The sequence below is a fragment of the Rhodobacter xanthinilyticus genome (assembly GCF_001856665.1).
Classification (GTDB): Bacteria; Pseudomonadota; Alphaproteobacteria; order Rhodobacterales; family Rhodobacteraceae; genus Rhodobacter; species Rhodobacter xanthinilyticus.
Map to the genome: position 1 here is coordinate 1,860,979 of NZ_CP017781.1, position 23,428 is coordinate 1,884,406.

Genomic DNA, 23,428 nt, shown 5'->3' on the forward strand with positions numbered 1-23,428 from the left:
GATTGGTTTGACGCACGCGGTTATTTTCGCGCGGCAAGCGTCTCGAGATGGGCCGCGCAGCCCGTGAGCGCGGCATAATCGTCTTCAATCACGGAAATCGGAAATTTTTCCATCATTTCCGAGAATCGGCCCTTGGCATGGAAGGCCTCGGCAAAGCCGAATCGTTCGAGCCAGGGTGTGAAGGCGCGCGCGACGCCGCCGCAAAGGTAAATCCCCCCGAAGGGCAGGTGCACGAGCGCCAGATCCCCCGCCGTCATCCCGAGCATCCGCACGAAGAGCCGGCCCGCGCTTTGCGCCAGCGCCTCGCCCGCCTCGAGCCCGGCCATGATCTCGGCCGCCGCGCGCAGCGTCTCGGTGCCGGCCTCGGCGGTGACAAAGCCGTAAACCCGCTCGAAGCCGCGCCCCGAGAGCACATGTTCGACCGAGGCGAAGAGATGCTTGCCCTGCACATAATGCATCAAGGCCATGTCGCGCGCGTTTTGCACCGGCATCGAGATATGGCCGCATTCCGAGGCCGCGACGAAGCGCAGCCCATGCGCCTCATGCACCGGCGCCGCGTTGAAGCCGGTGCCGAGCCCGATCACGAGCTGCCCCGCCGCGCGCGGCGCGGGCGCGCCGGGCAGGATCACGCGCGTCGCACCCGGCGCCAGATGGCCGAGCGCATAGCCCTGCGCCTGCAGATCGTTGAGGATCGCCACGCGCCCCGCGCCGGTGACCTCGGCGATCCGCTCGGCGCGGATCTGCCAATCGAGATTGGTCATCACAGCACTCGAACCATCGACCGCGACCGGCCCCGCCACCGCCACGCAAGCCCCCGCCAGCGCACCGATCTCGCGCGCGGCGCAATATTCGGCCAGCACCTCCTCGAGGCTCGCGCGCCCGGCGTTGGTGAACCGCGCAATCGTCTCGGGCCGGAGCCGCCCGCCCTCGGCCAGCGCCACGCGGGTATTCGTTCCGCCGATATCGGCCAGAAGGCTCAGGCGGGTCTGATCGTTCATGCGCGCGTCTCCAATGCCGTTCTCCAGGCGTGATAGGACGCCTTCGGGGTGCGTCGCAAGCTCTCGAAATCGACATGGACAAGGCCGAAGCGCTTCTCATAGCCGAGGGCCCATTCGTAATTATCGAGAAGCGACCAGGCAATATAGCCCCGCAGCGGCACCCCCGCCGCAATCGCCGCGCGCGCCTCGGCCAAATGGGCGGCGGTATAGGCGATGCGGTCGGCATCCTCCACCGCGCCATCCATCACCCGGTCGGGCGCGGCCATGCCGTTTTCGGTGATATAGAGGGGCAGGGCGCCGGTATAGTCGCGCGCGATGCGCCGCAGAAAGGCGCCGAGGCCCTCGGGGCAGATCTCCCAGCCCATCTCGGTCTTCGGGCCGGGGCCCGGGCGGGTGCCAAGCGCGGGCCAGGGCCCGGGCGCCGGCGCGATCCGCGCGCAGGTGTAATAATTCAGCCCGAACCAGTCGAGCGGCGCCTGGATCGTGGCGAAATCCGCCTCCCAACCCGCGGGCAGATGGGGCGCAAAGCCCTCGAGCACCTCCTCGGGGTAGCGGCCCAGAAACAGCGCCTCGGTAAAGAAGCGGTTGTAGATCGCATCATAGCGGCGCGCGGCCGCCGCGGCCTCAGGGGTTTCATCGGCGGGCAGGGCATATTCGAAATTGCACACCGCGCCGAGGTTTTGCAGCCCTTGGCCCCGCCAGACCTCGATTGCCCGGCCATGCGCCAGAAGCAGGTGATGCATCGCGCGCGCGGTGGCGCGGATATCGCGCAGGCCCGGTGCATGAACCCCCTCGAAATGGCCAAGCCAGCCCGCACAATAAGGCTCGTTCAAGGGCGCGGCCGACCACAGCCGGTCGCCATAGGCGCGCCCCACGATCTCGGCAAACTCGGCGATATGATCGGCGATCTCGCGGTTGCGCCAGCCGCCGCGATCGGCGAGCGCGGCCGGCAGCTCCCAATGATAGAGCGTCAGCGCCGGTTTCAGCCCGCGCGCGAGCATGCCGTCGATCAGCCGGTCATAGAAGGCCAGTCCCTCGGGGTTCACCCGCCCGCGCCCCTCGGGCAGGAGCCGCGCCCAGGAGGTCGAGAAGCGATAGACATCAAAGCCCGCGCCCGCGACGAGATCGAGATCCTCGGCCCAGCGGTGGTAATGATCGCAGGCCCGCGCGCCGTTTTCCGCGCGGGTGACATTGCCTGGCGTGGCGGCGAAAGTGTCCCAATGCGTCTGGCCCGCGCCGCCAAAGCCATGGCCCTCGATCTGATAGGCCGAGGTCGCGGTGCCGAAGAGAAAGCCCGCGGGGAAGGCCGCGCGGGGCGGCAGCGCGGCGCCGCTCATGGCCGCACCGGGCAGGGGCCGCTCGACTGGCCCACAACCAGCACCGCCTCGAGAAGCTCGTGGCGCGGCGCGCGCTCGCCCTGCGCGATCATCTCCAGAAGCATCCGCGCGCAGCGCCGCCCCGCCTCGCGCACCGAGGAGCGCGTCGCGGTGAAGACCGGATCCTCGGCGCCGTTCTTCAGGAAGCCGAGCTCGTCATCATGGGTGACGATCGAGACCTCGCGCCCGGGCCGCAGCCCCGCCGCCTCGACCGCGCGCCGCACCCCCATCGCCGAAAGGAGCGACGAGGTCAGAAACGCCGTCGGCGGCGCCGGGCGCGCCAGCATCGCGCGCGCCGCATCATAGCCCTGCGCCTCGGTCATCTCGCCCGCCACCATCAGCGCGGGGTCCACCTCGAGCCCGCGCTCGGCCATCGCGCGCTCAAACCCCCGCCGGCGCCGCGCGGCGAAATCCATCTCCTCGATGCCGTTGATCAGCGCGATCCGCCGATGCCCGAGATCGGCGAGAAACTCGGTCGCGCGGGTGAAGGCGCGGGTGTTGTTCACATCGACCCAGGAATAGGGCGTCTCGACCCCCATCGCGCGGCCATGGACGACAAAGGGCAGGCCCATTTCCGTGAGCTGCGCGATCCGCGGGTCATTCAGCCGCGGGCCATGCACGATCATCCCGTCGACATTGCCCTTCGAGCGCACCTCGCGATAGGCGCGCGCCTCATCGGCATCGGGGACGATGGTCAGCACCATGTCATAGCCCTGCTGGGCATAGATCTCGCCGCAGCCGGCGATGAAATCGGCAAAGACCGGGTTCACGATCTCATGGCGGATCGAGATCGGGATCACATGGCCGATCGCCATCGCGCGGCCGGTGGCGAGGCGCTTGGCCTGGGTGTTGGGGCGGTAGTTGTGGGCCAGCGCGGCGGCCGCCACGCGCGCCCGCGTCTCGGCATTGACCTCGGGGTAGCCGTTGAGCGCGCGGCTCACGGTCGTCGGCGAAAGGCCAAGCAGATTGGCAAGCTCTTTCAAGGTCATCGGAGGGGCCCTATCAACCGGAACGCGCCTTCAAACGGCTCTCAAAGCGGTTTGATGTCCTTTCAAATTATACCCTCGCCCCGCGCCGGTCAATTCCTGCACCGCAGCATGACGGCCGCGCCGGGATGCTGCGGATGCGAAGGCGATTTCCCCGTCTTATCTTGCGCATGCGGCAAAGGCGCCGATTGACTTTCGCGCCCCGATGCGGGAGGCTCAGGCATCCAAAACGCTTTGGCCTTCGGGGGCAATTTCCCGCCAAAGTTGCAGCACACATGCGAGGGCGCCCTCCGCGCGCCCCGGTCTGGGAGGACTGCTTGATGATGCCGACGAAAACGCTCCACCTCTCTGCCGCGGCGCTGGCGCTGTTGGCGGGCGCTGCCACCGCGGGCGAGCTGAAATTCCCGCCCGGGGAGGATGCGCGCTTCAACTGGGCTTCCTATGAGGCGCTGAAATCCATGGATCTGAAGGGCCAGAAGCTGACCGTGCTCGGGCCCTGGCTCTCGGCCGACAAGGATCTCGTGGAAAGCGTTCTGGCCTATTTCGAGACCGCGACCGGGGTCGAGGTGGACTATTCGGGCTCCGACAGTTTCGAGCAGCAGATCGTGATCGACGCCGAAGCCGGCTCGCCGCCTGATGTCGCGATCTTCCCGCAGCCGGGGCTTGCGGCCGATCTGGCGCGCAAGGGCCATCTCAAACCGCTCGCCGCAGGCACCGAGGACTGGATCAAGCAAAACTACGCCGCGGGCGAGAGCTGGGCGGCCTACGGCAATTACCCGGGCCCCGATGGCGCGCGCCATCAATATGCCTTCCCCTTCAAGGCCGATGTGAAATCGCTCGTCTGGTATGTGCCGGAAAACTTCGCCGATGCGGGCTATGAGGTGCCGCAGACGATGGAGGATCTCAAGGCGCTCACCGAGCAGATCGTCGCCGATGGCGGCACGCCCTGGTGCATCGGGCTCGGCTCGGGCGGCGCGACGGGCTGGCCCGCGACCGATTGGGTCGAGGATTTCATGCTGCGCCTCAACAGCCCCGCCGATTACGACGCCTGGACGACCAATGATCTGAAATTCGACGACCCGAAGGTGATCGCCGCGATCGAGGATTTCGGCTGGTTCGCGCGCAATGACAAATTCGTCGCAGGCGGCGCGGGCGCCGTCGCCTCGACCGATTTCCGCGACAGCCCGAAGGGGCTCTTCGCCGCGCCCCCGCAATGCTACCTGCACCGCCAGGCGAGCTTCATCCCCTCGTTCTTCCCCGAGGGCACGGTGATCGGCCAGGACGCCGATTTCTTCTATTTCCCGGCCTATGCGAGCCAGGATCTCGGCCAGCCGGTGCTCGGCGCGGGCACGATGTTTGCGAAAATGACCGACAACCCGGCGGCGGACGCCTTCATCAGCTTCCTCGAAAGCCCGATCGCGCATGAGATCTGGATGGCGCAGACCGGCTTCGTCACCCCCTACAAGGCGGTCAACCCCGAGGTCTATGGCGATGAAACGCTGAAGAAAATGGGCGCGATCCTGCTCAACGCCACGACCTTCCGCTTCGATGGCTCGGATCTGATGCCCGGCGCGATCGGCGCGGGCGCCTTCTGGACCGGCATGGTCGATTACGCGGGCGGCAAACCGGCCGAAGAGGTCGCGAAATCCATCCAGACCACCTGGGATACGCTGAAGTAACCACCGCCGCCGCCCGTGCCGGACCCCGGAGCGGGCCCTCGGGGAGGGCGCCATGGACCAATTGCTTTACGCCACCACCACGATCGTCGCGGGCGTCTTTGGCTGCGTGGCGTGGTTTTGGGGCGCAAACGGGCTGCTTGACCTCGCGCTGCCGCCGCGCGGGGCCCATGCCGGGCGCAATATCACCCGCGCGAACCTCGTCCGGCCCTGGCTCTTCATCGGCCCGGCGGTGCTCTTCCTCGCGCTCTACCTCGTCTACCCGGTCTTCTCCTCGGTCCTGCGCTCGCTGCAAGACGCCGACAGCCGCCATTTCGTGGGGCTCGCCAATTACCGCTGGCTTCTGGAGGATGCGAAATTCCGCGAGGCCTTCGCCAACAACCTGCTGTGGCTCCTGATCGTGCCGGGCGCGGCGACGGTGCTGGGCCTGCTGGCCGCGCAGATCACCGACCGGATCCGCTGGGGCAATCTCGCCAAAAGCCTGATCTTCATGCCGATGGCGATCAGCTTCGTCGGCGCCGGGGTGATCTGGAAGTTCATCTATGATTTCCGCGCCGAGGGTCAGGATCAGATCGGCCTGCTGAACGCGATCTGGACCGCGCTCGGCCACCCGCCCGAGACCTGGCTCACCCTGCCTTTCTGGAACAATTTCTTCCTGATGGTCGTGCTGATCTGGATCCAGACCGGCTTTGCCATGGTGATCCTCTCGGCGGCGCTGCGCGGCATCCCCGAGGAGACGCTCGAGGCCGCGGTGCTCGATGGCGCGAGCCCCTGGCAGGTGTTCTTCCAGATCAAGGTGCCACAGATCTGGGGCACGATCGCGGTCGTCTGGACCACGATCACCATCGTCGTGCTGAAGGTCTTCGACATCGTTTTCGTGATGACGAACGGCCAATGGGGAACCCAGGTGCTCGCCAATCTCATGTATGACTGGATGTTCCGCGGCGCCCCCGATTACGGCCGCGGCTCGGCGATTGCGCTGGTGATCATGGCGCTCGTCACGCCGATCATGATCTGGAACATCCGCAACGCCCGGCGGGAGATGTCGTGATGAGCCAGATGGCCGGGCAAAAGGCCCATCTCACCTGGGCGGTGAACCTCGCGGCGGCGCTTCTCGTCGTGCTCTGGACGATCCCGACCTTCGGGCTGCTCGTCTCCTCCTTCCGCGACCGCGACCAGATCGTGACCTCGGGCTGGTGGCGCGCGGCGCTGTCGTCGGAGGCGTCGGATTTCGTGCGCGCGGGCGGCGCGGGCGAGCAGATCCGCGAGGGCGATCTCTACGTCATCGCGGGCCATGTGCTCGCGCCCGGGCAAAGCCTCTCGGCCTGGGGGGTGAGCGCGCGCGCGCCGGCGGCCTTTGCGCCGGGCGAGGTGGCCGAGCTGAAAGACGGCGCGACGCTCTCCGTGGCGGCGGACGGAGCCTATCGGCTGAGCGCGCCCGCCGCCTTCACCGAGGCCCGCGGGATGCGGATTTTCGTCACCACCGTCACGCCGCCGCGGATGACGCTCGAGAATTACGCCCGCGTGATCGGCGCCGAGGGGCTCGGCCAGGCGTTTCTCAACACCTTCACCGTGACCATCCCCGCCACCGTGATCCCGATCCTGATCGCGGCTTTCGCGGCCTATGCGCTCGCCTGGATGCAGTTCCCGGGCCGCGCGCTGATCATCGCGGCGGTGGTCGGGCTCCTCGTCGTGCCGCTGCAACTCGCGCTGATCCCGCTCCTGAAATTCCACAACGAAATCGGGCTCGGCAAGGGCTACATGGGGATCTGGCTCGCGCATACGGGCTTCGGCCTGCCGCTCGCGATCTATCTCCTGCGCAACTACATGGTCGGCCTGCCCAGGGAGATCATCGAGAGCGCCCGCGTCGATGGCGCGACCGAGTTTCAGATCTTCCGGCGGATCATCCTGCCGCTCAGCTTCCCCGCGCTCGCGAGCTTCGCGATCTTCCAGTTCCTCTGGGTCTGGAACGATCTGCTCGTCGCCACCGTTTTCCTCGGCAACCGCCGCGATCAGCTTGTGATGACCGGCGTCTTGCGCGAACTTCTGGGCTCACGCGGGGGCGATTGGGAAATCCTCGCCGCCTCGGCCTTTGTCTCGATCGCGGTGCCGCTTGGCGTGTTCTTCGCGATGCAGAAATACCTCGTGCGCGGCCTGCTGGCCGGCTCGGTGAAAGGGGGTTGAATGACCATGCTCCGCAAGGATCCCGATTGGTGGCGCGGCGCGGTGATCTATCAGATCTATCCGCGCAGCTTTCAGGACACGAATGGCGACGGGGTGGGCGACCTCCTGGGCATCGTGCGCCGGCTGCCCCATGTCGCCAGCCTCGGCGTCGATGCGATCTGGATCTCGCCGTTCTTCACCTCGCCGATGCGCGATTTCGGCTATGATGTCTCGGATTATTGCGATGTCGATCCGATGTTCGGCAGCCTCGCCGATTTCGACCAGCTGATCGCCACGGCCCATGCGCTCGGGCTGAAGGTGATGATCGACCTCGTGCTCTCGCATACCTCCGACCAGCACCCCTGGTTTTCCGAGAGCCGCAAGGCGCGCACGGGCGAAAAGGCCGATTGGTATGTCTGGGCCGACCCCAAACCCGATGGCACGCCGCCGAACAACTGGCTGTCGATCTTCGGCGGCTCGGCCTGGGCGTGGGATGCGCGGCGCGAACAATATTACCTGCATAATTTCCTGACCTCGCAGCCCGATCTGAATTTCCATTGCCCGGCGGTGCAGGACGCGCTCCTCGAGGTCGCGAAGTTCTGGCTCACCCGCGGGGTCGATGGCTTCCGGCTCGATACGATCAACTTCTACATGCATGACGAGCATCTGCGCGACAATCCGCCTCTGCCGCCAGACGAGCGCAACGACCAGACCGCGCCGAAGGTGAACCCCTATAACCACCAGCGCCACATCTACGACAAGAACCACCCGAAGAACGTTGAATTCCTTCGCAAACTTCGCACGCTGATGAACGGCTACAACGCCGCCGCGGTGGGCGAGGTCGGCGATAGCCAGCGCGGGCTCGAGATCCTGGGCGAGTATACCTCGGGCGAGGACAAGATGCAGATGTCCTATGCGTTCGAGCTCTTGTCCGGCCATGAGCCGCTCTCGGCGGCCTATATCGCCGGGGTCTTCGCCGATCTCGAACGCGCCGCGCCGGGGGGCTGGCCCTGCTGGGCCTATTCCAACCACGATGTCGTGCGCCATCTCTCGCGCTGGGGTCTTTCTGCCGCGGCGGCAAGGGCTTACACGACGCTCCTGATGTGCCTCAAGGGCTCGGCCTGCCTCTATCAGGGCGAGGAGCTCGGCCTGCCCGAGGCCGAGATCGCCTTTGAAGACCTGCAAGACCCCTATGGCAAGGAGTTCTGGCCCGAGTTCAAGGGCCGCGATGGCTGCCGCACGCCGATGGCCTGGGAGAAGGACGCGGTGAACGCCGGCTTCTCGCCCGCCAAACCCTGGCTGCCGGTGGCCGCGGCGCATTACGGCCTCGCCGCCGATGCGGCCGAGGCCGACCCCGCCGCGCTCGTGCACCACTACCGCCGTGCCGTGGCTTTTCGTAAACATCACAAGGCCTTGCGGGCCGGAGTTATGAAAGAGGTTGAAGTGCGCGGCGCGGTCTTGAGCTTCCGCCGGAGCGTCGAGGGCGAAGAGATCCTGTGCCTCTTCAACCTCTCCGACGCGCCCGCCGAGACCACCGTGCCCGCGGGCGATTGGGTCACGATCGGCGGCGAGCTCGGCTCGACCCGGCCCTTGCCCGATCACAGCCTGCATCTCGGGCCCTGGCAGCCCTCGCTCCTGCTCAACCAGGGGGGCCGCCATGGCTGATCTCTCGCTGCGCAAACTCGCGAAATCCTATGGCGAGGTCTCGATCCTGAAAGACATCGACCTCGAGATCAAGGCGGGCGAGCTGATCGTTTTCGTCGGGCCCTCGGGCTGCGGGAAATCGACGCTTCTGCGGATGATCGCGGGGCTCGAGAAGATCTCGGGGGGCGAGCTTTTCATCGACGGGGCGCGCGTCAACGACGTGCCGCCCGCCTCGCGCGGGATCGCGATGGTGTTCCAGAGCTACGCGCTCTACCCCCATATGACGGTGCGCGAGAACATGGAATTCGCGCTGAAGATCGCGCGCAAACCGCGCGCCGAGATCACCGCGGCGGTCGAGAAAGCCGCCGGGATGCTGCAACTCACCCCCTATCTTGATCGCCTGCCCAAGGCGCTCTCGGGCGGCCAGCGCCAGCGCGTCGCGATCGGCCGCGCGATCGTGCGCGACCCGAAGGTCTATCTCTTCGACGAGCCGCTCTCGAACCTCGACGCGGCGCTGCGCGTCGCCACGCGCCTCGAAATCGCCCAGCTCAAGGAGGCGATGCCCGGGCGCACGATGATCTATGTGACCCATGATCAGGTCGAGGCGATGACGCTCGCCTCGCGGATCGTGGTGCTCGCCAACAAGGGCATCGCGCAGGTCGGCACGCCGCTCGAGCTCTACGAGCGCCCGGTCGATGAATTCGTCGCGCAGTTCATCGGCTCGCCGCAGATGAACCTCTTGCCCGGCGAGATCATCGCGACCGGGGCGCAAACGCGGGTGCGCCTTGCCGGCGGCGGGGAGGCGGTCTCGAGCGTGCCGACGGCGGCGGGCGATCTCGGGCGCGCGGTCAATATCGGGCTGCGCCCCGAGGATCTCGTGCCGACCCCGGGCGCGGCGATTTTCACCGGCACGGTCGATATGGTCGAGGCGCTCGGCGAGGTGACGCTTTTGCATTTCCTCCACGCCCCGGGCGCGCCCGCGCTGATCGCGAAGCTGCCCGGCATCCACACCGGGCTGCGCCGGCACAGCGTGTCGCTCACCGCCGACCCCGCCAAGGTGCATCTTTTCGCGGGCGGGCGGTCGCTTCTCTACCGCTGAAGTCGCAATCCGCGCATGGCCGGGCGGCGGCGCGGGGTAAAACGGGGAAAAGTTTCACCGGAGGACTTCATGGACGAGATCGCAGAGCAATCGGCGGGGGCAGGTCGTCGGGCACGCGGCGGCGGCGGGGCGGCACGGCGGGCGGAGCGCACCGCGCCGAAGATCGAATTTGCGCGCTTCATCGAGCGCAGGATCCCCAATCTCGAGATCCTCAACGAGGAAGCGCTCGAGATCATCGAGCATAACGCCGAGACGGTGCTCGAAGAGATCGGCGTGAACTTCGTCGAGAACCCGGCCGCGCTCGATCTGTGGCGTGCGGCGGGCGCCGATGTGCAGGGCGAGCGGGTGCGGATCCCCCGGGGCTTGGCGCGCAAACTCTGCGCCACCGCGCCGCGCGAATTTGTCCAACACGCCCGCAACCCCGAGCGCAACGTCACCATCGGCGGGAAAAACCTTGTGCTGGCGCCGGTTTACGGGCCGCCCTTCGTGCGCGACCTGGAAGGCGGGCGCCGCTATGCGACGATCGAGGACTTTCGGAATTTCGTGAAACTTGGACATATGTCGAAATATGTCCACCACTCGGGCGGCACCGTCTGCGAGCCGACCGATGTGGCGGTGAACAAGCGTCACCTCGACATGCTGCACGCGCATATGATGCTCACCGACAAGCCCTATATGGGCTCGGTGACCGAGCCCTCGCGCGCCGCGGATTCGGTCGAGATGTCGAAGATCCTGTTCGGCTCGGACTTCGTCGATCAGAACACGGTGATGACCTCGCTCGTGAACATCAACTCGCCGCTGACCTTCGATTCGGTGATGATGGGCGCGCTCGAAGTCTATGCCCGCGCGAACCAGGCCTGCATCATCTCGCCCTTCATCGTCGGCGGCGCGATGGCGCCGGTGACGGTCGCGGGCACGCTGACCCAGGTTCTGGCCGAGGTTCTGGCGGGCGTGGCCTACAGCCAGCTGATCCGCCCCGGCGCGCCGGTGATCTTCGGCGCCTTCGTGACCTCGATCGACATGAACTCGGGCGCGCCGACCTTCGGCACCCCGGAGGCCGCCCATATCACGCTGGGCGCGGGCCAGCTCGCCCGGCGTCTGGGGCTGCCGTTCCGCTCGGCGGGCTCGTTCTGCGGCTCGAAACTGCCCGATGCCCAGGCGGCCTATGAGACCGCGAACACGCTCAACATCGGCCTCCTGGCCGGCGTGAACTTCATGCTCCACGCCTGCGGCTGGCTCGAGGGCGGGCTCGTGTCCTCCTACGAGAAATACGTGATGGATGCCGATCAGCTCGGCGCGCTGCAGCGGCTCTCGCAAGGCATCGACATGAGCGCGAACGGGCAGGGGATGGACGCGCTGCGCGAGGTCGGCCCGGGCGGGCATTTCCTCGGCTGCGGCCACACCCAGGAGAACTTCAAATCGGCCTTCTGGAAGACCGACCTGCTCGATTACAAACCCTTCGAGACCTGGGAAGAAGAGGGCGCGCGCGACACCTCGACGCTCGCCTCGGCGCGGGTGAAGAAGATGCTCGGCGAGTTCCAGGCCCCGGCGATCGACCCGGGCGTGGCCGAGGCGCTGGCCGAATATGTGGCGAAGAAAAAGGCCGCCGTGCCCGACGCCTTCATGTGAAAAACCCGGGGAGGGGGGCTCTGCCCCCCGCTTCGCCCCCCCGGGATATTTATCCATCGTTGAAAGGCCTGCCTTCAATGATGATCAAATATCCCGGGGGTGAGCCCCGCAGGGGCGAGGGGGCAGCGCCCCCTTTTTTCGTCGCTCAGTTCGGCTCGCTCGCCCGTCGCATCAGGAGCGCCGCGATGAGCGAGCAGATCAGCGCCGCGCCCACCACCGGCCAGGCGGTGCCGTTGAACATCAGCCCGACCGGCGCCGCGATCAGGACCGCGCCGAAGGTCGAGAGCGCGCTCACCACCGAGGCCGTCATCCCGGCGAGATGGCCCATCGACTGCATCGCGAGCGCATTGAGGTTGCCGAAGGTGACGCCCGCCATGAAGAACAGGCTGACCGCCCAGAGGAAGATCGCGGCAAAGCCGAAGCCCCCTTGCGTGAGCCCGAGCGCGAGCAGCACGATCATCGCCCCGGCCACCACGACCTGCATCCAATAGGCCATCGACACGATCCGCCGCATCCCGAGCCGCATCACGAAGCGCGCGTTCAGCACCGAGCCCGAGCCCGCCAGAAGCGCCATCGCCGCGAACCATTTCGGGAAGCTCTCGCTCACCCCATAGGCCGCGAAGAGCTGTTGCGAGGAGGACAAGAGCGCGAACATCTGGCCAAAGCCGAGCGTCATCACCACCGTGTAGAGCCGCACCTCGCGGCTGGCCAGCACCTCGCGCGCGCCCGCGTAGAGCGGCGCAAGGCGCAGCGGGCGGCGGTTTTCGGGGCGCAGCGTCTCGGGTTGGCGCAGCGCCACCCAGCTCATGCCGAGCAGCCCGAACAGCACGAAGGCGAAAAACACCCCCCGCCAGCCGGCAAAGCCGATGATCACCGCCCCGATCGAGGGCGCCAGCGCCGGCACCAGGATGAAGATCATCATGATGAAGGAGGTGACCTTGGCCATCTCGCGCCCGGCGTAGAGATCGCGCACCAGCGCCATCGGCACGATCCGTGGCGCCGAGGCGCCCAGCCCCTGCAACACCCGCGCCGCGAGCAGCGCCTCGAGGCTTTGCGCCTGCGTGGCAAGGAGCGCGCCGAGGATATAGACGACGATGCCGCCCGCGAGGGTGCGCTTGCGGCCGAGCGCATCGGAGATCGGCCCGATCAGGAAGGTGCCAAGCCCCATGCCGAGCACAAAGGCGGTGAGCACGAGCTGGGCGCGGTTGATATCGCCCGGCGAAAGCGTCTGGGCGATCTGCGGCAGCGCGGGCAGCATCGCATCGATCGAGAAAGCGACGGTGGCCGTCAGCGCGGCGAGCATGGCGGTGAATTCGGGCAGCGAAAGGCGACGCTCAGGCGCGCCGCGGGGGGAGGGGGCGGACATCGGGGGGCTCCTGTTTGGCGCCACCATAATCTCTCGCGCTGCGAGGGCCAGAGCCCATTCCGCCGCGCGCTGTGCATCAGCGCTCAGCCGCCCTCAACCCTGTGCGGCAAGCTCGTCGATCACCTGCAGCCAGGTCTCGGTCGGCTGCGCGCCGGCCAGAACATAGCGGTTGTCGAGGATGAAGGTCGGCACCGCGCGCACGCCGCGCTCGCGGGCATGGGCCTCGCGGGCGCGGATCTCCTCGACATCGGCCGCGCCGTCGAGCAGCCGCGCGACGAGGGCGCGGTCCATCCCGGCCTCGGCGGCGATCTCGGTGAGCACAGTGATCGCGCCGATATCGCGCCCCTCGCGCCAATAGGCGCGCAAAAGCGCCGCCATCACCGGCGTCTGACGGCCCTCGAGCTCGGCCCAATGCAGAAGCCGGTGCGCATCGAACGTGTTGGGCATCGTCTGGATCGCGGCGAGATCGAGGGTGACGCCCGCATCCTTGGCGGCCTCGAGCACCTCGAGATAGGCGCGCGCGGCGCCTTCGCGGCCGAATTTCGCCTCGAGATAGGCGGGCCGGCTCATGCCGGTCTCGGGCATCGTCGGGTTGAGCTGGAAGGGCTGCCAGCGGATCGCGAAGGGGTGGCCGGGGCGCGCCTCGAGCGCGCGGTCGAGGCGCGCCTTGCCGATCAGGCACCAGGGGCAGACGGGGTCCGCAAAGATATCGAGCGTAATCATGGGTTTGCACCGAGAAGTTGAGACCATTCCACGCGCAGCGCGCGGCGGTCGATCTTGCCATTTTGGTTGCGCGGCAGGGCGGGTATCGGCCGCCAGAGCCGCGGGGTCTTGTAGCGCGCGAGCTGCGCCTCGGCCTGAGCGACCATCTCGGCCTCGGTGGCCGGGCCCGTCCAGGCCAGCGCGATCACCGAGGCCTCGGCCTTCACCCGGATCTCCACCGCCGCGACCTCGCCCGCGCCCGGGCAGCCCGCCATCGCCGCCTCCACCTCGAGCGGCGAGACCCGGAAGCCGCCCGCGTTCATCATGTCATCCTCGCGGCCAAGATAGGTGATCGCGCCCTCCTCGGCCATGGCCACGCTGTCGCCGGTCAGAAACCACGCGCCATCGGCGGTGAAGCGCGCCGCGGTCTCCTCGGGCGCGCCCCAATAGCCCAGAAACAGCCCCGGGTCAGAGCGGTGGACGGCGAGAACCCCGCCCGCGCCGCGCGGCACCGGCGCGCCCTCGGCGCCCAGCACCGCGATCTGGCGGCCCGCCTGCGGATAGCCCATCGCCCCCTCGGGCGCGGGCCGGCCCGGCGCGCCGGAGATGAAGGTCGAACATTCCGACATGCCGAGCGCCTCATGGATCTCGGTGCCGGTGGCCTCGCGCCAACGCGCCCGCACCGAGCCCGGCAGCGCCTCGCCCGCGCTCAGCCCATGGCGGAGTTTCGGCAGAGCGAGGTGCTCGTGATGCTTCAAGATCTGCCTGTAAACCCCCGGAACAGCTGCAAAAATCGTCGCATCGAAGCGGCGCATCAGGAGCGGCAGAGCCTCCGCCCCGACACCCGCCCCCGGGATCAGCGCGGTCGCGCCGAGGCTCCAGGGGTCCATCAGCCCGGTGCCGAGCGTATAGGTCCAGTTGAAGGCGCCCGCATGCATCAGCCGGTCGGTCTCGGCGAGCCCATACCAGCCCTGATGCATCATCTGCCGCGCCCAGATCGCGCGATGGGCATGCATCACGGCGCGCGGCCGGCCCGAGCTGCCCGAAGTATAGACGAGATAGGCCAGCCGATCGGGTGCGCCCAGATCATAGGCGCAGGGCGCGAGCGCCTCGAAGCCGCGCAGCTCGGCCTCCGAAAGCACCGGCGCGGGGTGATCGGGCCGCGCGATCCCGTCCCCCGCAATCACCAGCGCGGGCGCGAGCTCGGCGGCGAGCTTCGTGATCTCGGGCGCGGTGAGCTGCGCCGAGGTCGGCACCGGCACGAGCCCCGCCGCGATCGCGCCGAGAAAGGCCACCGGGAACTCGGGCGTATTGCCGAGCCGCAAGAGCACCCTGTCGCCGGGGACAAGGCCACGCGCCAGCATCCCCGTGCCCGCACCGCGCACCGCCGCCTCGAGCCGCGCATAGGACCACCGCTCGGCCCCCGTCGGGCGCAGGATCTGCAACGCCGAGCGCTCGCCGAGCGCAGGCGCGCGCGCCAGCACATGGGCCGCGAGGTTGAAGCGGCCGGGCGGGGCGGGCAGGGCGGGCGAGGCATGGACAGAGAGCATGCCTCCTGCTAGTGGCTGGGGCCTGCCGATGCAAGCCGGAGGCCGCGATGGGCGAGATCGAACAGGCGAAAATCATCCGCATCGCGCGGGAAAACGGCGAGGAAATCGCGCCCCAGCCGGTCGATCTCGCGCAACGGGTGCGCGAGCTGCGGCTGGCGCGGGGATGGACGCTCGAACAGGCGGCGCGCTCGGTGGGGCTCGCGCGCTCGACGCTCTCCAAGATCGAAAACGGGCTGATGAGCCCGACCTATGAGGCGCTGAAAAAGCTCGCCGAGGGGCTCGAGATCTCGGTGCCGCAGCTCTTCACGCCACCCGCCGCGGGCCAGGTGACGGGGCGGATGGCGGTCACCAAGATGGGCGAGGGCCAGGCCCATATCACCACGACCTATGAACATGAGCTCCTCGCAAGCCCCTTGCGCACCAAGAAAATGCTGCCCTATCGCGCGCGGATCCGAGCCCGCTCGGTCGAGGAGTTCAACGGCTGGGTGCGCCATGACGGCGAAGAATTCCTGCTCGTGCTGACCGGGGTGGTGAAGCTCTTCACCGAGTTCTACGAGCCGGTCGAGCTCAAGCGCGGCGACAGCGCCTATTATGACGCAACGATGGGGCACAACCTGATTTCGGTCAGCCCCGAGGATGCGAGCGTGCTCTGGGTCACCTCGCTGAGCTGAGGGAGGCCGGCGGAGGGGGCGCTGCCCCCCGGGATATTTCTGCATCGTTGAAACGCAGGATCTCCCCCTTCAACGATGTGCAAATATCCCGGGGGTGAGGCCCGCAGGGCCGAGGGGGCAGCGCCCCCTGCGCGCGATGTCTCAGGCGTCGTCGTCGCCAAAGCGGGAATCGTCGTCGAACTCATCCTCGCCTTCGTTGACATATTTCGCCGAGAGCGCGATCGAATGGTTGTCGTGGCGCGGGTCCATGACGACATCGGAGGGCAATTCCCCCACCAGCCATTCGCGGATCTCGTCGCGCGCCTCGCCGGGCTCCTGGCCGGTCAGCTCGGCGATATAGCCGATGAAGGCGCGCTGATCGCCGTCGATCGCCTCGAGCTCGGCCTCATCGGCCTCGGGCCAGCGATCGAGGATCGCCTCGGCAAAGGCCGGCCAATTTTCCTGAACATGCTGCCATTTCATCGCAGTCTCCTTCCCTCGGCGACGCCGCCCCTCCCAGGCGGGCACAGCCCAAGTTTGCGTCCGGACGCCGCGCGAGAAAAGGGAAATCGCGCCGCAATCTGAATCAATTGATACCCGGCCTCAGAGCCAGCCCTGCACCGTGCGGGCGGTGCCCGAGACATCTTCGCCCACGCCCGCCACCGTGTTACAGCCCGCCAGACCCGCCGCGAGGGCGGCCAGAAGGAGGAGTTTTTTCATTGCTCTGCCTCATCATACCACCAGACATCGGGCTGAAAGCCCGGCCAGTCTCCATATAAGGGCAGACGCGCGGGGAAGTGAAGGGCGCGGTTATGCGCGAGGCGCGAAACCGCCGGATACCAGGTCGGGATCACATAGCGCCCCGCGGTCAGCACCCGGTCGAGCGCGCGCACATCGGCGGTGAACTCCTCGGCATCGGTCGCGGTCAGCATCGCCTGCACCATCGCCTCGGCCGCGGGCGACTTCATCCCCATCCAGTTGCGCGAACCCGGCTCGCTCACCCCGCGCGCGCCCCAGTAGAGCATCTGCTCATTGCCCGGGCTGAGCGAGAGCGCGCGGGTGTACCAGGCCATATCGAAATCATAGGCATTGGTGCGCGCCTGATATTGGGCGTCGTCGATGGTGGTGACCTGCGGCTCCATGCCGAGCCGTCTGAGCGCCTCGACATAGATATCGACGATCGATTGGGTCTCGGCCGCGCCCTGTTGCAGCACGATCTCGAAGCGGAAGGGCGCGCCCGCGCCATCGCGCAGCACGCCCGCGTCATCGACCGTCCAGCCCGCCTCGCGCAGGAGCTTCATCGCCTTGCGCGCATTGGCGCGGTTGAGCTCGGAGCCGTCCGAGGCGGGCAGCGCATAACCCTCGAGCGTGCCGGGCGGCAGCGCGGCGGCGAAGGGCGCGAGCAGCTCGGCCACCCGCCCCTCGGCCGGCCCCGGCCGCATCGCGAGCGCGGAATTGGCGAAATAGGAGGTGATCCGCGGCTCGACCCCGCCGTTCAGCGTCTTGTTGATGAACTCGAAGTTGAAGGCCAGGATCATCGCCTCGCGCACCCGCCAATCGGCAAAGACCGGCTTGCGGGTGTTCATCACGAGCCCGGTGATCCCCGAGGGGCGCTGATGGGGGATCTCGGAGAGGGTAATGCGCCCCTCGCGCACCGCCGGGAAGCCGTAATCGCGCGCCCATTTCGCGGCGTTCGTCTCGCGGAAGAGGTCGATCTCGCCGCCCTTGAAGGCCTCGAACACCACCCCGCCATCGCCGAAATAATCCCAGCGCAGCTCGTCGAGATTGTGCAGCCCCTTGTTGAAATTCACCGCAGCCCCCCACCAGGCCGGGTCGCGCGTGAGGCTGATGAAGCGGCCCATCTCGACGCGCCCGACCTTGTAGGGCCCCGAGCCCACCGGCACGAGCCGCGTCTCGGTGGCAAACTCATGCCCCGCCCATTGCGCCTTTTGCAAAACCGGGCGCATCCCCATCAAGAGCGCCAGCTCCCGGTCGGGCTCGGTGAAGGTGATCTTGAGGCTGCGGGGACCGGTCTGTTCGATCCGGGCGACCTTGCGCCAGGCGTTCTGATAGCGCGGGTGGCCGTCGCGCCCGAGCGTCTCGTAGGACCAGATCACATCCTCGACGGTGACCGGCTGGCCATCGGAAAACCGCGCCTCCGGGCGCAGGGTGAATTCGACCCAGGAGCGCTCGGCATCGGTCTCGATACTCTCGGCCAGGAGCCCGTAAAGCGTGAACGGCTCATCGATTGAGCGCGCCATGAGCGATTCGGTCACATAAGAGGCGATGCCCGCCGCGGGGCGGCCCTGCAAGATCCAGGGGTTGAGGCTGTCGAAACTGCCCGATTCGCCCATCCTTATCCGCCCGCCCTTGGGCGCCTCGGGGTTGGCATAGGGCAAATGATCGAAATCCGGGGGCAGGGCGGGCGCGCCATACATCGCAATCGCGGGCTGGGGGCCGAGCCCCGGCCCTGCAACCGCTACCGACCCAAGAAATACAGGGGCCAGCGCGAGCGCCCCCGCCCTCACGGCGCGGAAAAAAACAGATCGCATCATCGCAACAATCCCCGGTTTGCCTGCAATTTCAGGCAGGAAGCTAGCCGCGCCGGCGGGCGGGCGCAAACTTTTCCCTTTCAAGCCGGCGATGAAACGCTTATAAAGATCTCACTGCTCGATAGGTTTCTTGCCTGTATGAAACCTGCCTCATGACTTAACGCCCGCCTCGAGCGGGCGTTTTTTTTGGCGCTGAGGGGAGGCCGGGCGCAGGACCGGCCGGGGCAGGGGCAAGGCCGCCCGCCCCGACCGCCCGCCCTGAGGGGCCGCGCTGAGGGGCGCGGGGGGCGTTCTGGCCGAAGCCCTGCGCAAAGGCGAACCACAACTGTGTGATTGGGGCATGGACGCGCGCCCGCTTCGGGCTAATGTCCAAGGCAACGACAGACAGCAAAGGAGGCCGTCATGAGCCTGAAGGGAAAAACCGCCGTCATCACCGGGTCGAACTCGGGGATCGGCCTTGGCATCGCGCGCGAACTGGCGCGGGCGGGGGCGGATGTGGTGCTGAACTCCTTCACCGACCGGGAGGAAGACCACAAGCTCGCCGCCGATCTGGGCGCCGAATTCGGCGTCAGCGCGCGCTATGTCAAGGCCGATATGTCGAAGGGCGAGGAATGCCGGGCGCTGATCGAACAGGCGGGGCGCTGCGATATCCTGGTCAACAACGCCGGCATCCAGCATGTCGAGGGGATCGAGAGCTTCCCGCCCGCGACCTGGGACCGGATCATCGCGATCAACCTGTCCTCGGCCTTCCATACCACGGCGGCGGCGCTGCCGAAGATGCGCGAAGCGGGCTGGGGGCGGGTGATCAACGTGGCCTCGGCGCATGGGCTGACCGCCTCGCCGTTCAAATCGGCCTATGTCGCGGCCAAACACGGCGTCGTCGGCTTCACCAAGGTCACCGCGCTCGAAACCGCCGAAGAACCGATCACCGCCAATGCGATCTGCCCGGGCTATGTGCTCACCCCGCTCGTCGAGGCGCAGATCCCCGATCAGATGAAGGTGCACAACATGGACCGCGAAACGGTGATCCGCGAGGTGATGCTGACGCGCCAGCCCTCGAAGCAATTCGCCACCGTCGAACAGCTCGGCGGCACGGCGGTGTTCCTGTGCTCGGCCGCGGCAGACCAGATCACCGGCACCACGATCTCGGTCGATGGCGGCTGGACCGCGCTCTGAGACGCGGGGCGAGGGGGGCGCTGCCCCCCGCCCGTTCCGGGCTCCCCCCGGGATATTTATGGCAAGATGAAACGGCGACCTTTCATCTTGCCATAAATATCCCGGGGGTGAATGCCGCAGGCAGAGGGGGCAGCGCCCCCTGCGCCCCTTGTCAGAAGGACCGACGATGCAAACCCGGCATATCAACCTCGCCCTGCAGGGCGGCGGCGCCCTGGGGGCGTTCACCTGGGGCGTGCTCGACCGGCTGCTCGATGAGAGCTGGCTCGAGATCGACGCGATTTCGGGCACTTCGGCGGGGGCGCTCAACGGCGCGGCGCTGAAGGCGGGGCTTGCGCGCGGCGGGGCCAAGGGCGGGCGCATGGCCGCGCGAGAGAACCTCGACTGGCTCTGGTCGCAGGTCTCCGAGGTCAATGATCTGCGTCTCGACAGCTGGGTGCAGGCGCTCTTTCCCAACCCCGAGCTGATCGGCCGCTGGATGCAGGCCTTCAGCCCCGCGGCCTGGGTCGATCAGATCACCCGGATGGTCTCGCCCTATGACAGCGGGCCGTTTTACGTCAACCCGCTCGAGCGGATCGTCGAGCGCTTCGAATACCAGCATGTCTGCGCCGAGAGTGGGCCGCAGTTCTTCGTCTCGGCCACCAATGTGCGCACCGGCAAGATCCGCGTCTTCTCTGGCAAGGAGGTCAGCTCGCAGGCGATCCTCGCCTCGGCCTGTCTGCCGACGCTGTTTCGCGCGGTGGAGATCTTCGACGAGACGACCGGGCGCACCGAGGCCTTCTGGGACGGCGGCTATACCGGCAACCCGGCGCTGTTTCCGCTCTTCGAGCCGCAATTCCCGCGCGATGTGCTGATTGTCGCGATCAACCCGATGGCGCGCGAGGGGGTGCCCAAGACCCCCGCCGAAATCGAGGAGCGGATCAACGAGATCTCCTTCAACTCGAGCCTGCTGCGCGAGCTGCGTGCGATCAGCTTCGTGCGCCGGCTGATCGCGGAGGAGCGCCTGCCTGCGGGGGCGATGAAGGATGTGCTCATCCATATCGTCGGCGATGACGAGGTGATGGTCGAGCTTGGCGCGGCGGAGAAGGTCACGCCCACGCAGGGCACGCTCAAGCGGCTCAAGGCGGCCGGTCAGGCGGCGGCGGATCGGTTTCTCTCCGCCCATGCCGGCGATCTCGGCACCCGCGCCTCGGTCGATCTGGCGGCGCTCTTCTCCTGAGCGATCAGGGCGCCGGCGCGGCGGGGGCCTCTTTCGGCGCGGGGTAGACGAGGCCCGCCGAGATGATCAGCTTGGCCGCATCCTCGACGCTCATGTCGAGATATTCGACCTGCGATTCGGGCAGGAACATCAAGAACCCCGTGGTCGGGTTCGGCGTCGTCGGCATGAAGACGGTGATCAGCGGATCCTCCCGGGTGCCGCGCGCGGCGATCTCGCCCTTGGCGCGGGCCGAGACGAAGGCGATCGCCTTCACCCCGGGGTGCGGGTAATCGACGAGGCAGGCGCGGTCGAATTTCGTCTCGCCCTGCGAGAACACCGTCTCGGCGATCTGCTTGAGCCCGGCATAAACCGTGCGCACCACCGGCATCCGGTCGACGAGCCGCTCACCTGCGCGCAGGAGCGAGCGCCCGATCAGCCCCTTGGCGAGCCAGCCCACCACTACCGTGAAGATCAGGAAGATCACCACGCCGATGCCGCGCAGGTTCACGCCGATATATTGCTCGGGCTGCCAGGCGGCGGGCACCATCGGCAGCACCCAGCCATCGACCCAGCCCGCCACCGTCCACATGATCCAGACGGTGAGCCCGATCGGCGCGATCACCACGAGCCCGGTCAGGAAAGAGGCGCGCAGCCCGGCAAAGAGGCTGCGGCGATGTCTGGGCTCGGTGTGCGTCATGATGCTCCTCGGGGCGCGCGGCTCAGGCGATAGTTAGGGGGCCGCCGGGCCGGGCGCAATGGGGGCGCTAACGCTGCGCCGCAATTTCTGCCGCGATCGCGGCGCCAAGGCGCGCATTGTTCAGAACCAGCGCGATATTGGAGGCGAGCGAGCGCCCCTCGGTCAGCTCGAAGATCCGCTGCAACAGGAACGGCGTGACCGCTTTCGCGGCGATGCCCTGCGCCTCGGCCTCGGCCAGCGCGGCCTCGATCACCGGGGTGATCTCGGCGCGGGGGATCTCGGCCTCGGGGGGGATCGGGTTCGCGACCAGCTGGCCGCCCGCGAGCCCGAGGCGCGCGCGCATCCGGTGCGCGGCGGCGATCTCGGCGGCGGTATCGGCGCGCAGCGGCGCCTTGAGGCCCGAGCTGCGCGACCAGAAGGCGGGGAACTCATCCTGGCCATAGGCGATCACCGGCACGCCATTCGTCTCCAGCACCTCGAGCGTCTTGGGCAGATCGAGGATCGCCTTGGCGCCCGCCGCGACCACGGTGACCGGGGTGAGCCCGAGCTCGGCCAGATCGGCGGAGATGTCGAAGCTCGCCTCGGCGCCGCGGTGCACGCCGCCGATGCCGCCGGTGGCAAAGACCGCGATGCCCGCAAGCGCGGCGCAGATCATCGTCGCGGCGACGGTGGTGGCGCCGGTCGCATTGGCCGCGAGGCAGACCGCGAGATCGGCGCGCGAGAGTTTCATCACGCCCTGGGCCTGGGCAAGGCGCTCGAGCTCGGCCTCGGTCAGGCCAATATGGATATGGCCGCCCATCACCGCGATCGTGGCGGGCACGGCGCCGGCGGCGCGCACCTCGGCCTCGACCGCGCGGGCGGTCTCGAGATTTTGCGGATAGGGCATGCCATGGGTGATGATCGTCGATTCCAGCGCGACGACGGGGCGGCCTGCGTCGAGTGCGGCGCGAACTTCGGGGGAGAAGGTGAGGGGGGCGGTCATAGGGCAAGATCTCCGGAGACGTAACGGGCGGCGGCGGCGAGCGCCTGGGTGAGGGCCTCGGCGCGAGGCGCGCCGGCGGCTTCGGCCACGAGATGGGCGGCCATGAACGTATCGCCCGCGCCGGTGACGCGGGTGACGAGAACGGCGGGCGGGGCGGCCTCGATCACGCGCGGGCCCGCGCCCGGCTCGGCCGCGCCATCGGCCGCCGCGCGCCCGCCATCGGTGACGAGCACATGGCGCGCGCCGCGCGCGATCAGCCCCTCGGCAGCCTCGGCGGCGGTGGCAAACTCGGCCTGACAGAGGATCCCGGCCTCCTCGAGGTTGAGATAGAGCGTCGCGCGCGGATGGGCGAGCAGCGGCGCGAGGCGCTCGGCCTTGCCCGGCGAGGCAGGCGCCACCCGCAGATCAGCCTCGGCGAAGAGCGGCGAGGCGGCGATCTCGGCCAGAAGCGCCTGGGTGAGATTGCCATCGAGCGCCACCGGCCCGCGCCAGGGCGCGCCGGGCCGCCCGAGACGGCCATCCTCGAGCGGACGCAGGATCTTCTCGCCCGCGCGCTCGAGCGAATGGGCATCCGCGATCGCCGCGATCAACCCGTTCGCGCCCTCGATGGCGAGATAGCTGTCGGTCGGCAGATCCTCGGAGCGATAGGCAAAGCTACAGTCGATGCCGAGAAGCTCGGCGGCGCGCACGAGCTCCTCGCCCTCGCGGTCGCGCCCGATCGCGGTGAGCACGGCGGGCCGACGGCCAAAGCGGGTGAGCGTCATCGCGATATTCATCGCGACGCCGCCGGGCAGGCGCTCGATCCGGCCGGGGACATCGGAGCCTGCGCGCATATGAAGCCGCGCGCGGCCGATGATATCCCACAGCACCGAGCCAATGCAGAGAATGTCGGGTGTCTGGGTCATGAGCCTTTGGTGCCTGCCCGCGCGGGCACGCGCAAGGGGAAAGGCGGTGCGGGCACGCGCAAGAGGAAAGGAGATGCGGGCG

Annotated in this window: 21 protein-coding genes; 9 read left to right on the forward strand and 12 right to left on the reverse strand. The window is 67.9% G+C overall.

Translation table 11 applies throughout. From position 1 onward, the window contains the following. Positions 1-20: 20 nt before the first annotated feature. Genes LPB142_RS09160 through LPB142_RS09170 form a run of 3 tightly spaced genes read right to left on the reverse strand, consistent with a single transcriptional unit; the run spans position 21 to position 3,363 of the window. Positions 21-998 carry a glucokinase gene (locus tag LPB142_RS09160; RefSeq protein WP_071166185.1) on the reverse strand — a complete coding sequence of 326 codons (978 nt, stop codon included), beginning with the start codon at positions 996-998 and terminating at the stop codon, positions 21-23. After that, positions 995-2,335 (reverse strand): GH1 family beta-glucosidase, encoded by a 1,341-nt coding sequence (locus tag LPB142_RS09165; RefSeq protein WP_071166186.1) that lies wholly within the window; start codon positions 2,333-2,335, stop codon positions 995-997. Before LPB142_RS09165 ends, LPB142_RS09160 begins: the two co-directional genes overlap by 4 nt. Then, positions 2,332-3,363: a substrate-binding domain-containing protein gene (locus LPB142_RS09170; protein ID WP_071166187.1), complete on the reverse strand. Its 1,032-nt coding sequence runs from the start codon at positions 3,361-3,363 to the stop codon at positions 2,332-2,334. The genes LPB142_RS09165 and LPB142_RS09170 overlap by 4 nt, the downstream gene beginning before the upstream one ends. 320 nt (positions 3,364-3,683) lie before the next feature. On the opposite strand from LPB142_RS09170, the gene LPB142_RS09175 reads away from it, so the two are divergent. From LPB142_RS09175 to LPB142_RS09200, 6 genes are all read left to right on the forward strand, one after another. Further along, complete coding sequence (locus LPB142_RS09175; RefSeq protein ID WP_071167200.1) at positions 3,684-5,039, forward strand: ABC transporter substrate-binding protein; 1,356 nt, start codon at positions 3,684-3,686, stop codon at positions 5,037-5,039. Positions 5,040-5,091: 52 nt separating this feature from the next. Further along, positions 5,092-6,087, forward strand: a complete 996-nt coding sequence (locus tag LPB142_RS09180; protein WP_071166188.1) for a carbohydrate ABC transporter permease — start codon at positions 5,092-5,094, stop codon at positions 6,085-6,087. Further along, complete coding sequence (locus LPB142_RS09185; RefSeq protein WP_071166189.1) at positions 6,087-7,220, forward strand: carbohydrate ABC transporter permease; 1,134 nt, start codon at positions 6,087-6,089, stop codon at positions 7,218-7,220. The genes LPB142_RS09180 and LPB142_RS09185 overlap by 1 nt, the downstream gene beginning before the upstream one ends. Further along, positions 7,221-8,864 carry an alpha-glucosidase gene (locus LPB142_RS09190; protein ID WP_071166190.1) on the forward strand — a complete coding sequence of 548 codons (1,644 nt, stop codon included), beginning with the start codon at positions 7,221-7,223 and terminating at the stop codon, positions 8,862-8,864. Next, a complete protein-coding gene (locus tag LPB142_RS09195; protein ID WP_071166191.1) occupies positions 8,857-9,942 on the forward strand; it encodes an ABC transporter ATP-binding protein in 1,086 nt (361 codons plus the stop codon). Before LPB142_RS09190 ends, LPB142_RS09195 begins: the two co-directional genes overlap by 8 nt. 69 nt (positions 9,943-10,011) lie before the next feature. Further along, positions 10,012-11,571 carry a trimethylamine methyltransferase family protein gene (locus LPB142_RS09200; protein ID WP_071166192.1) on the forward strand — a complete coding sequence of 520 codons (1,560 nt, stop codon included), beginning with the start codon at positions 10,012-10,014 and terminating at the stop codon, positions 11,569-11,571. A gap of 145 nt (positions 11,572-11,716) precedes the next feature. On the opposite strand, the gene LPB142_RS09205 is transcribed toward LPB142_RS09200, so the two are convergent. From LPB142_RS09205 to LPB142_RS09215, 3 genes are all read right to left on the reverse strand, one after another. Further along, positions 11,717-12,937: a multidrug effflux MFS transporter gene (locus LPB142_RS09205; protein ID WP_071166193.1), complete on the reverse strand. Its 1,221-nt coding sequence runs from the start codon at positions 12,935-12,937 to the stop codon at positions 11,717-11,719. 93 nt (positions 12,938-13,030) lie between these two features. Next, positions 13,031-13,660, reverse strand: a complete 630-nt coding sequence (locus LPB142_RS09210; RefSeq protein WP_071166194.1) for a DsbA family oxidoreductase — start codon at positions 13,658-13,660, stop codon at positions 13,031-13,033. Then, complete coding sequence (locus LPB142_RS09215; RefSeq protein WP_071166195.1) at positions 13,657-15,189, reverse strand: class I adenylate-forming enzyme family protein; 1,533 nt, start codon at positions 15,187-15,189, stop codon at positions 13,657-13,659. The genes LPB142_RS09210 and LPB142_RS09215 overlap by 4 nt, the downstream gene beginning before the upstream one ends. Positions 15,190-15,236: 47 nt before the next feature. Here LPB142_RS09215 and LPB142_RS09220 point away from each other — a divergent pair, with 47 nt between their 5' ends. Continuing rightward, entirely contained in the window at positions 15,237-15,860 is a 624-nt protein-coding gene (locus tag LPB142_RS09220) for a helix-turn-helix domain-containing protein (RefSeq protein WP_068766855.1), read from the forward strand. A gap of 141 nt (positions 15,861-16,001) precedes the next feature. Here LPB142_RS09220 and LPB142_RS09225 read toward each other — a convergent pair whose 3' ends face one another. The 3 genes from LPB142_RS09225 to LPB142_RS09235 all read right to left on the reverse strand — a co-directional run bounded on the left by LPB142_RS09225 (position 16,002) and on the right by LPB142_RS09235 (position 18,391). After that, complete coding sequence (locus LPB142_RS09225; RefSeq protein WP_068766856.1) at positions 16,002-16,322, reverse strand: hypothetical protein; 321 nt, start codon at positions 16,320-16,322, stop codon at positions 16,002-16,004. Between the two features lie 120 nt (positions 16,323-16,442). Beyond that, a complete protein-coding gene (locus tag LPB142_RS09230; RefSeq protein ID WP_068766857.1) occupies positions 16,443-16,559 on the reverse strand; it encodes a lipoprotein in 117 nt (38 codons plus the stop codon). Continuing rightward, positions 16,556-18,391, reverse strand: a complete 1,836-nt coding sequence (locus LPB142_RS09235) for an extracellular solute-binding protein (RefSeq protein WP_071167201.1) — start codon at positions 18,389-18,391, stop codon at positions 16,556-16,558. The genes LPB142_RS09230 and LPB142_RS09235 overlap by 4 nt, the downstream gene beginning before the upstream one ends. Positions 18,392-18,793: 402 nt before the next feature. Between LPB142_RS09235 and LPB142_RS09240 the strand changes: the two genes are divergently transcribed. Further along, positions 18,794-19,567, forward strand: coding sequence for a 3-hydroxybutyrate dehydrogenase (locus LPB142_RS09240; RefSeq protein WP_071166196.1), 774 nt, complete (start codon positions 18,794-18,796; stop codon positions 19,565-19,567). A 166-nt stretch (positions 19,568-19,733) separates the two neighbouring features. Beyond that, positions 19,734-20,783: a patatin-like phospholipase family protein gene (locus LPB142_RS09245; protein ID WP_071166197.1), complete on the forward strand. Its 1,050-nt coding sequence runs from the start codon at positions 19,734-19,736 to the stop codon at positions 20,781-20,783. A 4-nt stretch (positions 20,784-20,787) separates the two neighbouring features. Here the strand turns inward: LPB142_RS09245 and LPB142_RS09250 are convergent, their stop codons facing one another. The 3 genes from LPB142_RS09250 to LPB142_RS09260 all read right to left on the reverse strand — a co-directional run bounded on the left by LPB142_RS09250 (position 20,788) and on the right by LPB142_RS09260 (position 23,346). Continuing rightward, positions 20,788-21,459: a DUF502 domain-containing protein gene (locus tag LPB142_RS09250; RefSeq protein WP_156894355.1), complete on the reverse strand. Its 672-nt coding sequence runs from the start codon at positions 21,457-21,459 to the stop codon at positions 20,788-20,790. Between the two features lie 67 nt (positions 21,460-21,526). Continuing rightward, positions 21,527-22,441: a pseudouridine-5'-phosphate glycosidase gene (locus LPB142_RS09255; RefSeq protein WP_071166199.1), complete on the reverse strand. Its 915-nt coding sequence runs from the start codon at positions 22,439-22,441 to the stop codon at positions 21,527-21,529. After that, positions 22,438-23,346 carry a PfkB family carbohydrate kinase gene (locus LPB142_RS09260; protein WP_071166200.1) on the reverse strand — a complete coding sequence of 303 codons (909 nt, stop codon included), beginning with the start codon at positions 23,344-23,346 and terminating at the stop codon, positions 22,438-22,440. Before LPB142_RS09260 ends, LPB142_RS09255 begins: the two co-directional genes overlap by 4 nt. Positions 23,347-23,428: the final 82 nt, after the last annotated feature.

Coding starts and splice junctions, on each gene's coding strand:
- LPB142_RS09195 (WP_071166191.1), top strand. CDS start 8,857: ATGGCTGATCTCTCGCTGCGCAAACTCGCGAAATCCTATGGCGAGGTC.
- LPB142_RS09180 (WP_071166188.1), top strand. CDS start 5,092: ATGGACCAATTGCTTTACGCCACCACCACGATCGTCGCGGGCGTCTTT.
- LPB142_RS09240 (WP_071166196.1), top strand. CDS start 18,794: ATGAGCCTGAAGGGAAAAACCGCCGTCATCACCGGGTCGAACTCGGGG.
- LPB142_RS09260 (WP_071166200.1), bottom strand. CDS start 23,346: ATGACCCAGACACCCGACATTCTCTGCATTGGCTCGGTGCTGTGGGAT.
- LPB142_RS09230 (WP_068766857.1), bottom strand. CDS start 16,559: ATGAAAAAACTCCTCCTTCTGGCCGCCCTCGCGGCGGGTCTGGCGGGC.
- LPB142_RS09185 (WP_071166189.1), top strand. CDS start 6,087: ATGAGCCAGATGGCCGGGCAAAAGGCCCATCTCACCTGGGCGGTGAAC.
- LPB142_RS09255 (WP_071166199.1), bottom strand. CDS start 22,441: ATGACCGCCCCCCTCACCTTCTCCCCCGAAGTTCGCGCCGCACTCGAC.
- LPB142_RS09175 (WP_071167200.1), top strand. CDS start 3,684: ATGCCGACGAAAACGCTCCACCTCTCTGCCGCGGCGCTGGCGCTGTTG.
- LPB142_RS09225 (WP_068766856.1), bottom strand. CDS start 16,322: ATGAAATGGCAGCATGTTCAGGAAAATTGGCCGGCCTTTGCCGAGGCG.
- LPB142_RS09245 (WP_071166197.1), top strand. CDS start 19,734: ATGCAAACCCGGCATATCAACCTCGCCCTGCAGGGCGGCGGCGCCCTG.
- LPB142_RS09210 (WP_071166194.1), bottom strand. CDS start 13,660: ATGATTACGCTCGATATCTTTGCGGACCCCGTCTGCCCCTGGTGCCTG.
- LPB142_RS09200 (WP_071166192.1), top strand. CDS start 10,012: ATGGACGAGATCGCAGAGCAATCGGCGGGGGCAGGTCGTCGGGCACGC.
- LPB142_RS09170 (WP_071166187.1), bottom strand. CDS start 3,363: ATGACCTTGAAAGAGCTTGCCAATCTGCTTGGCCTTTCGCCGACGACC.
- LPB142_RS09250 (WP_156894355.1), bottom strand. CDS start 21,459: ATGACGCACACCGAGCCCAGACATCGCCGCAGCCTCTTTGCCGGGCTG.
- LPB142_RS09165 (WP_071166186.1), bottom strand. CDS start 2,335: ATGAGCGGCGCCGCGCTGCCGCCCCGCGCGGCCTTCCCCGCGGGCTTT.
- LPB142_RS09215 (WP_071166195.1), bottom strand. CDS start 15,189: ATGCTCTCTGTCCATGCCTCGCCCGCCCTGCCCGCCCCGCCCGGCCGC.
- LPB142_RS09220 (WP_068766855.1), top strand. CDS start 15,237: ATGGGCGAGATCGAACAGGCGAAAATCATCCGCATCGCGCGGGAAAAC.
- LPB142_RS09160 (WP_071166185.1), bottom strand. CDS start 998: ATGAACGATCAGACCCGCCTGAGCCTTCTGGCCGATATCGGCGGAACG.
- LPB142_RS09190 (WP_071166190.1), top strand. CDS start 7,221: ATGACCATGCTCCGCAAGGATCCCGATTGGTGGCGCGGCGCGGTGATC.
- LPB142_RS09235 (WP_071167201.1), bottom strand. CDS start 18,391: ATGCGATCTGTTTTTTTCCGCGCCGTGAGGGCGGGGGCGCTCGCGCTG.
- LPB142_RS09205 (WP_071166193.1), bottom strand. CDS start 12,937: ATGTCCGCCCCCTCCCCCCGCGGCGCGCCTGAGCGTCGCCTTTCGCTG.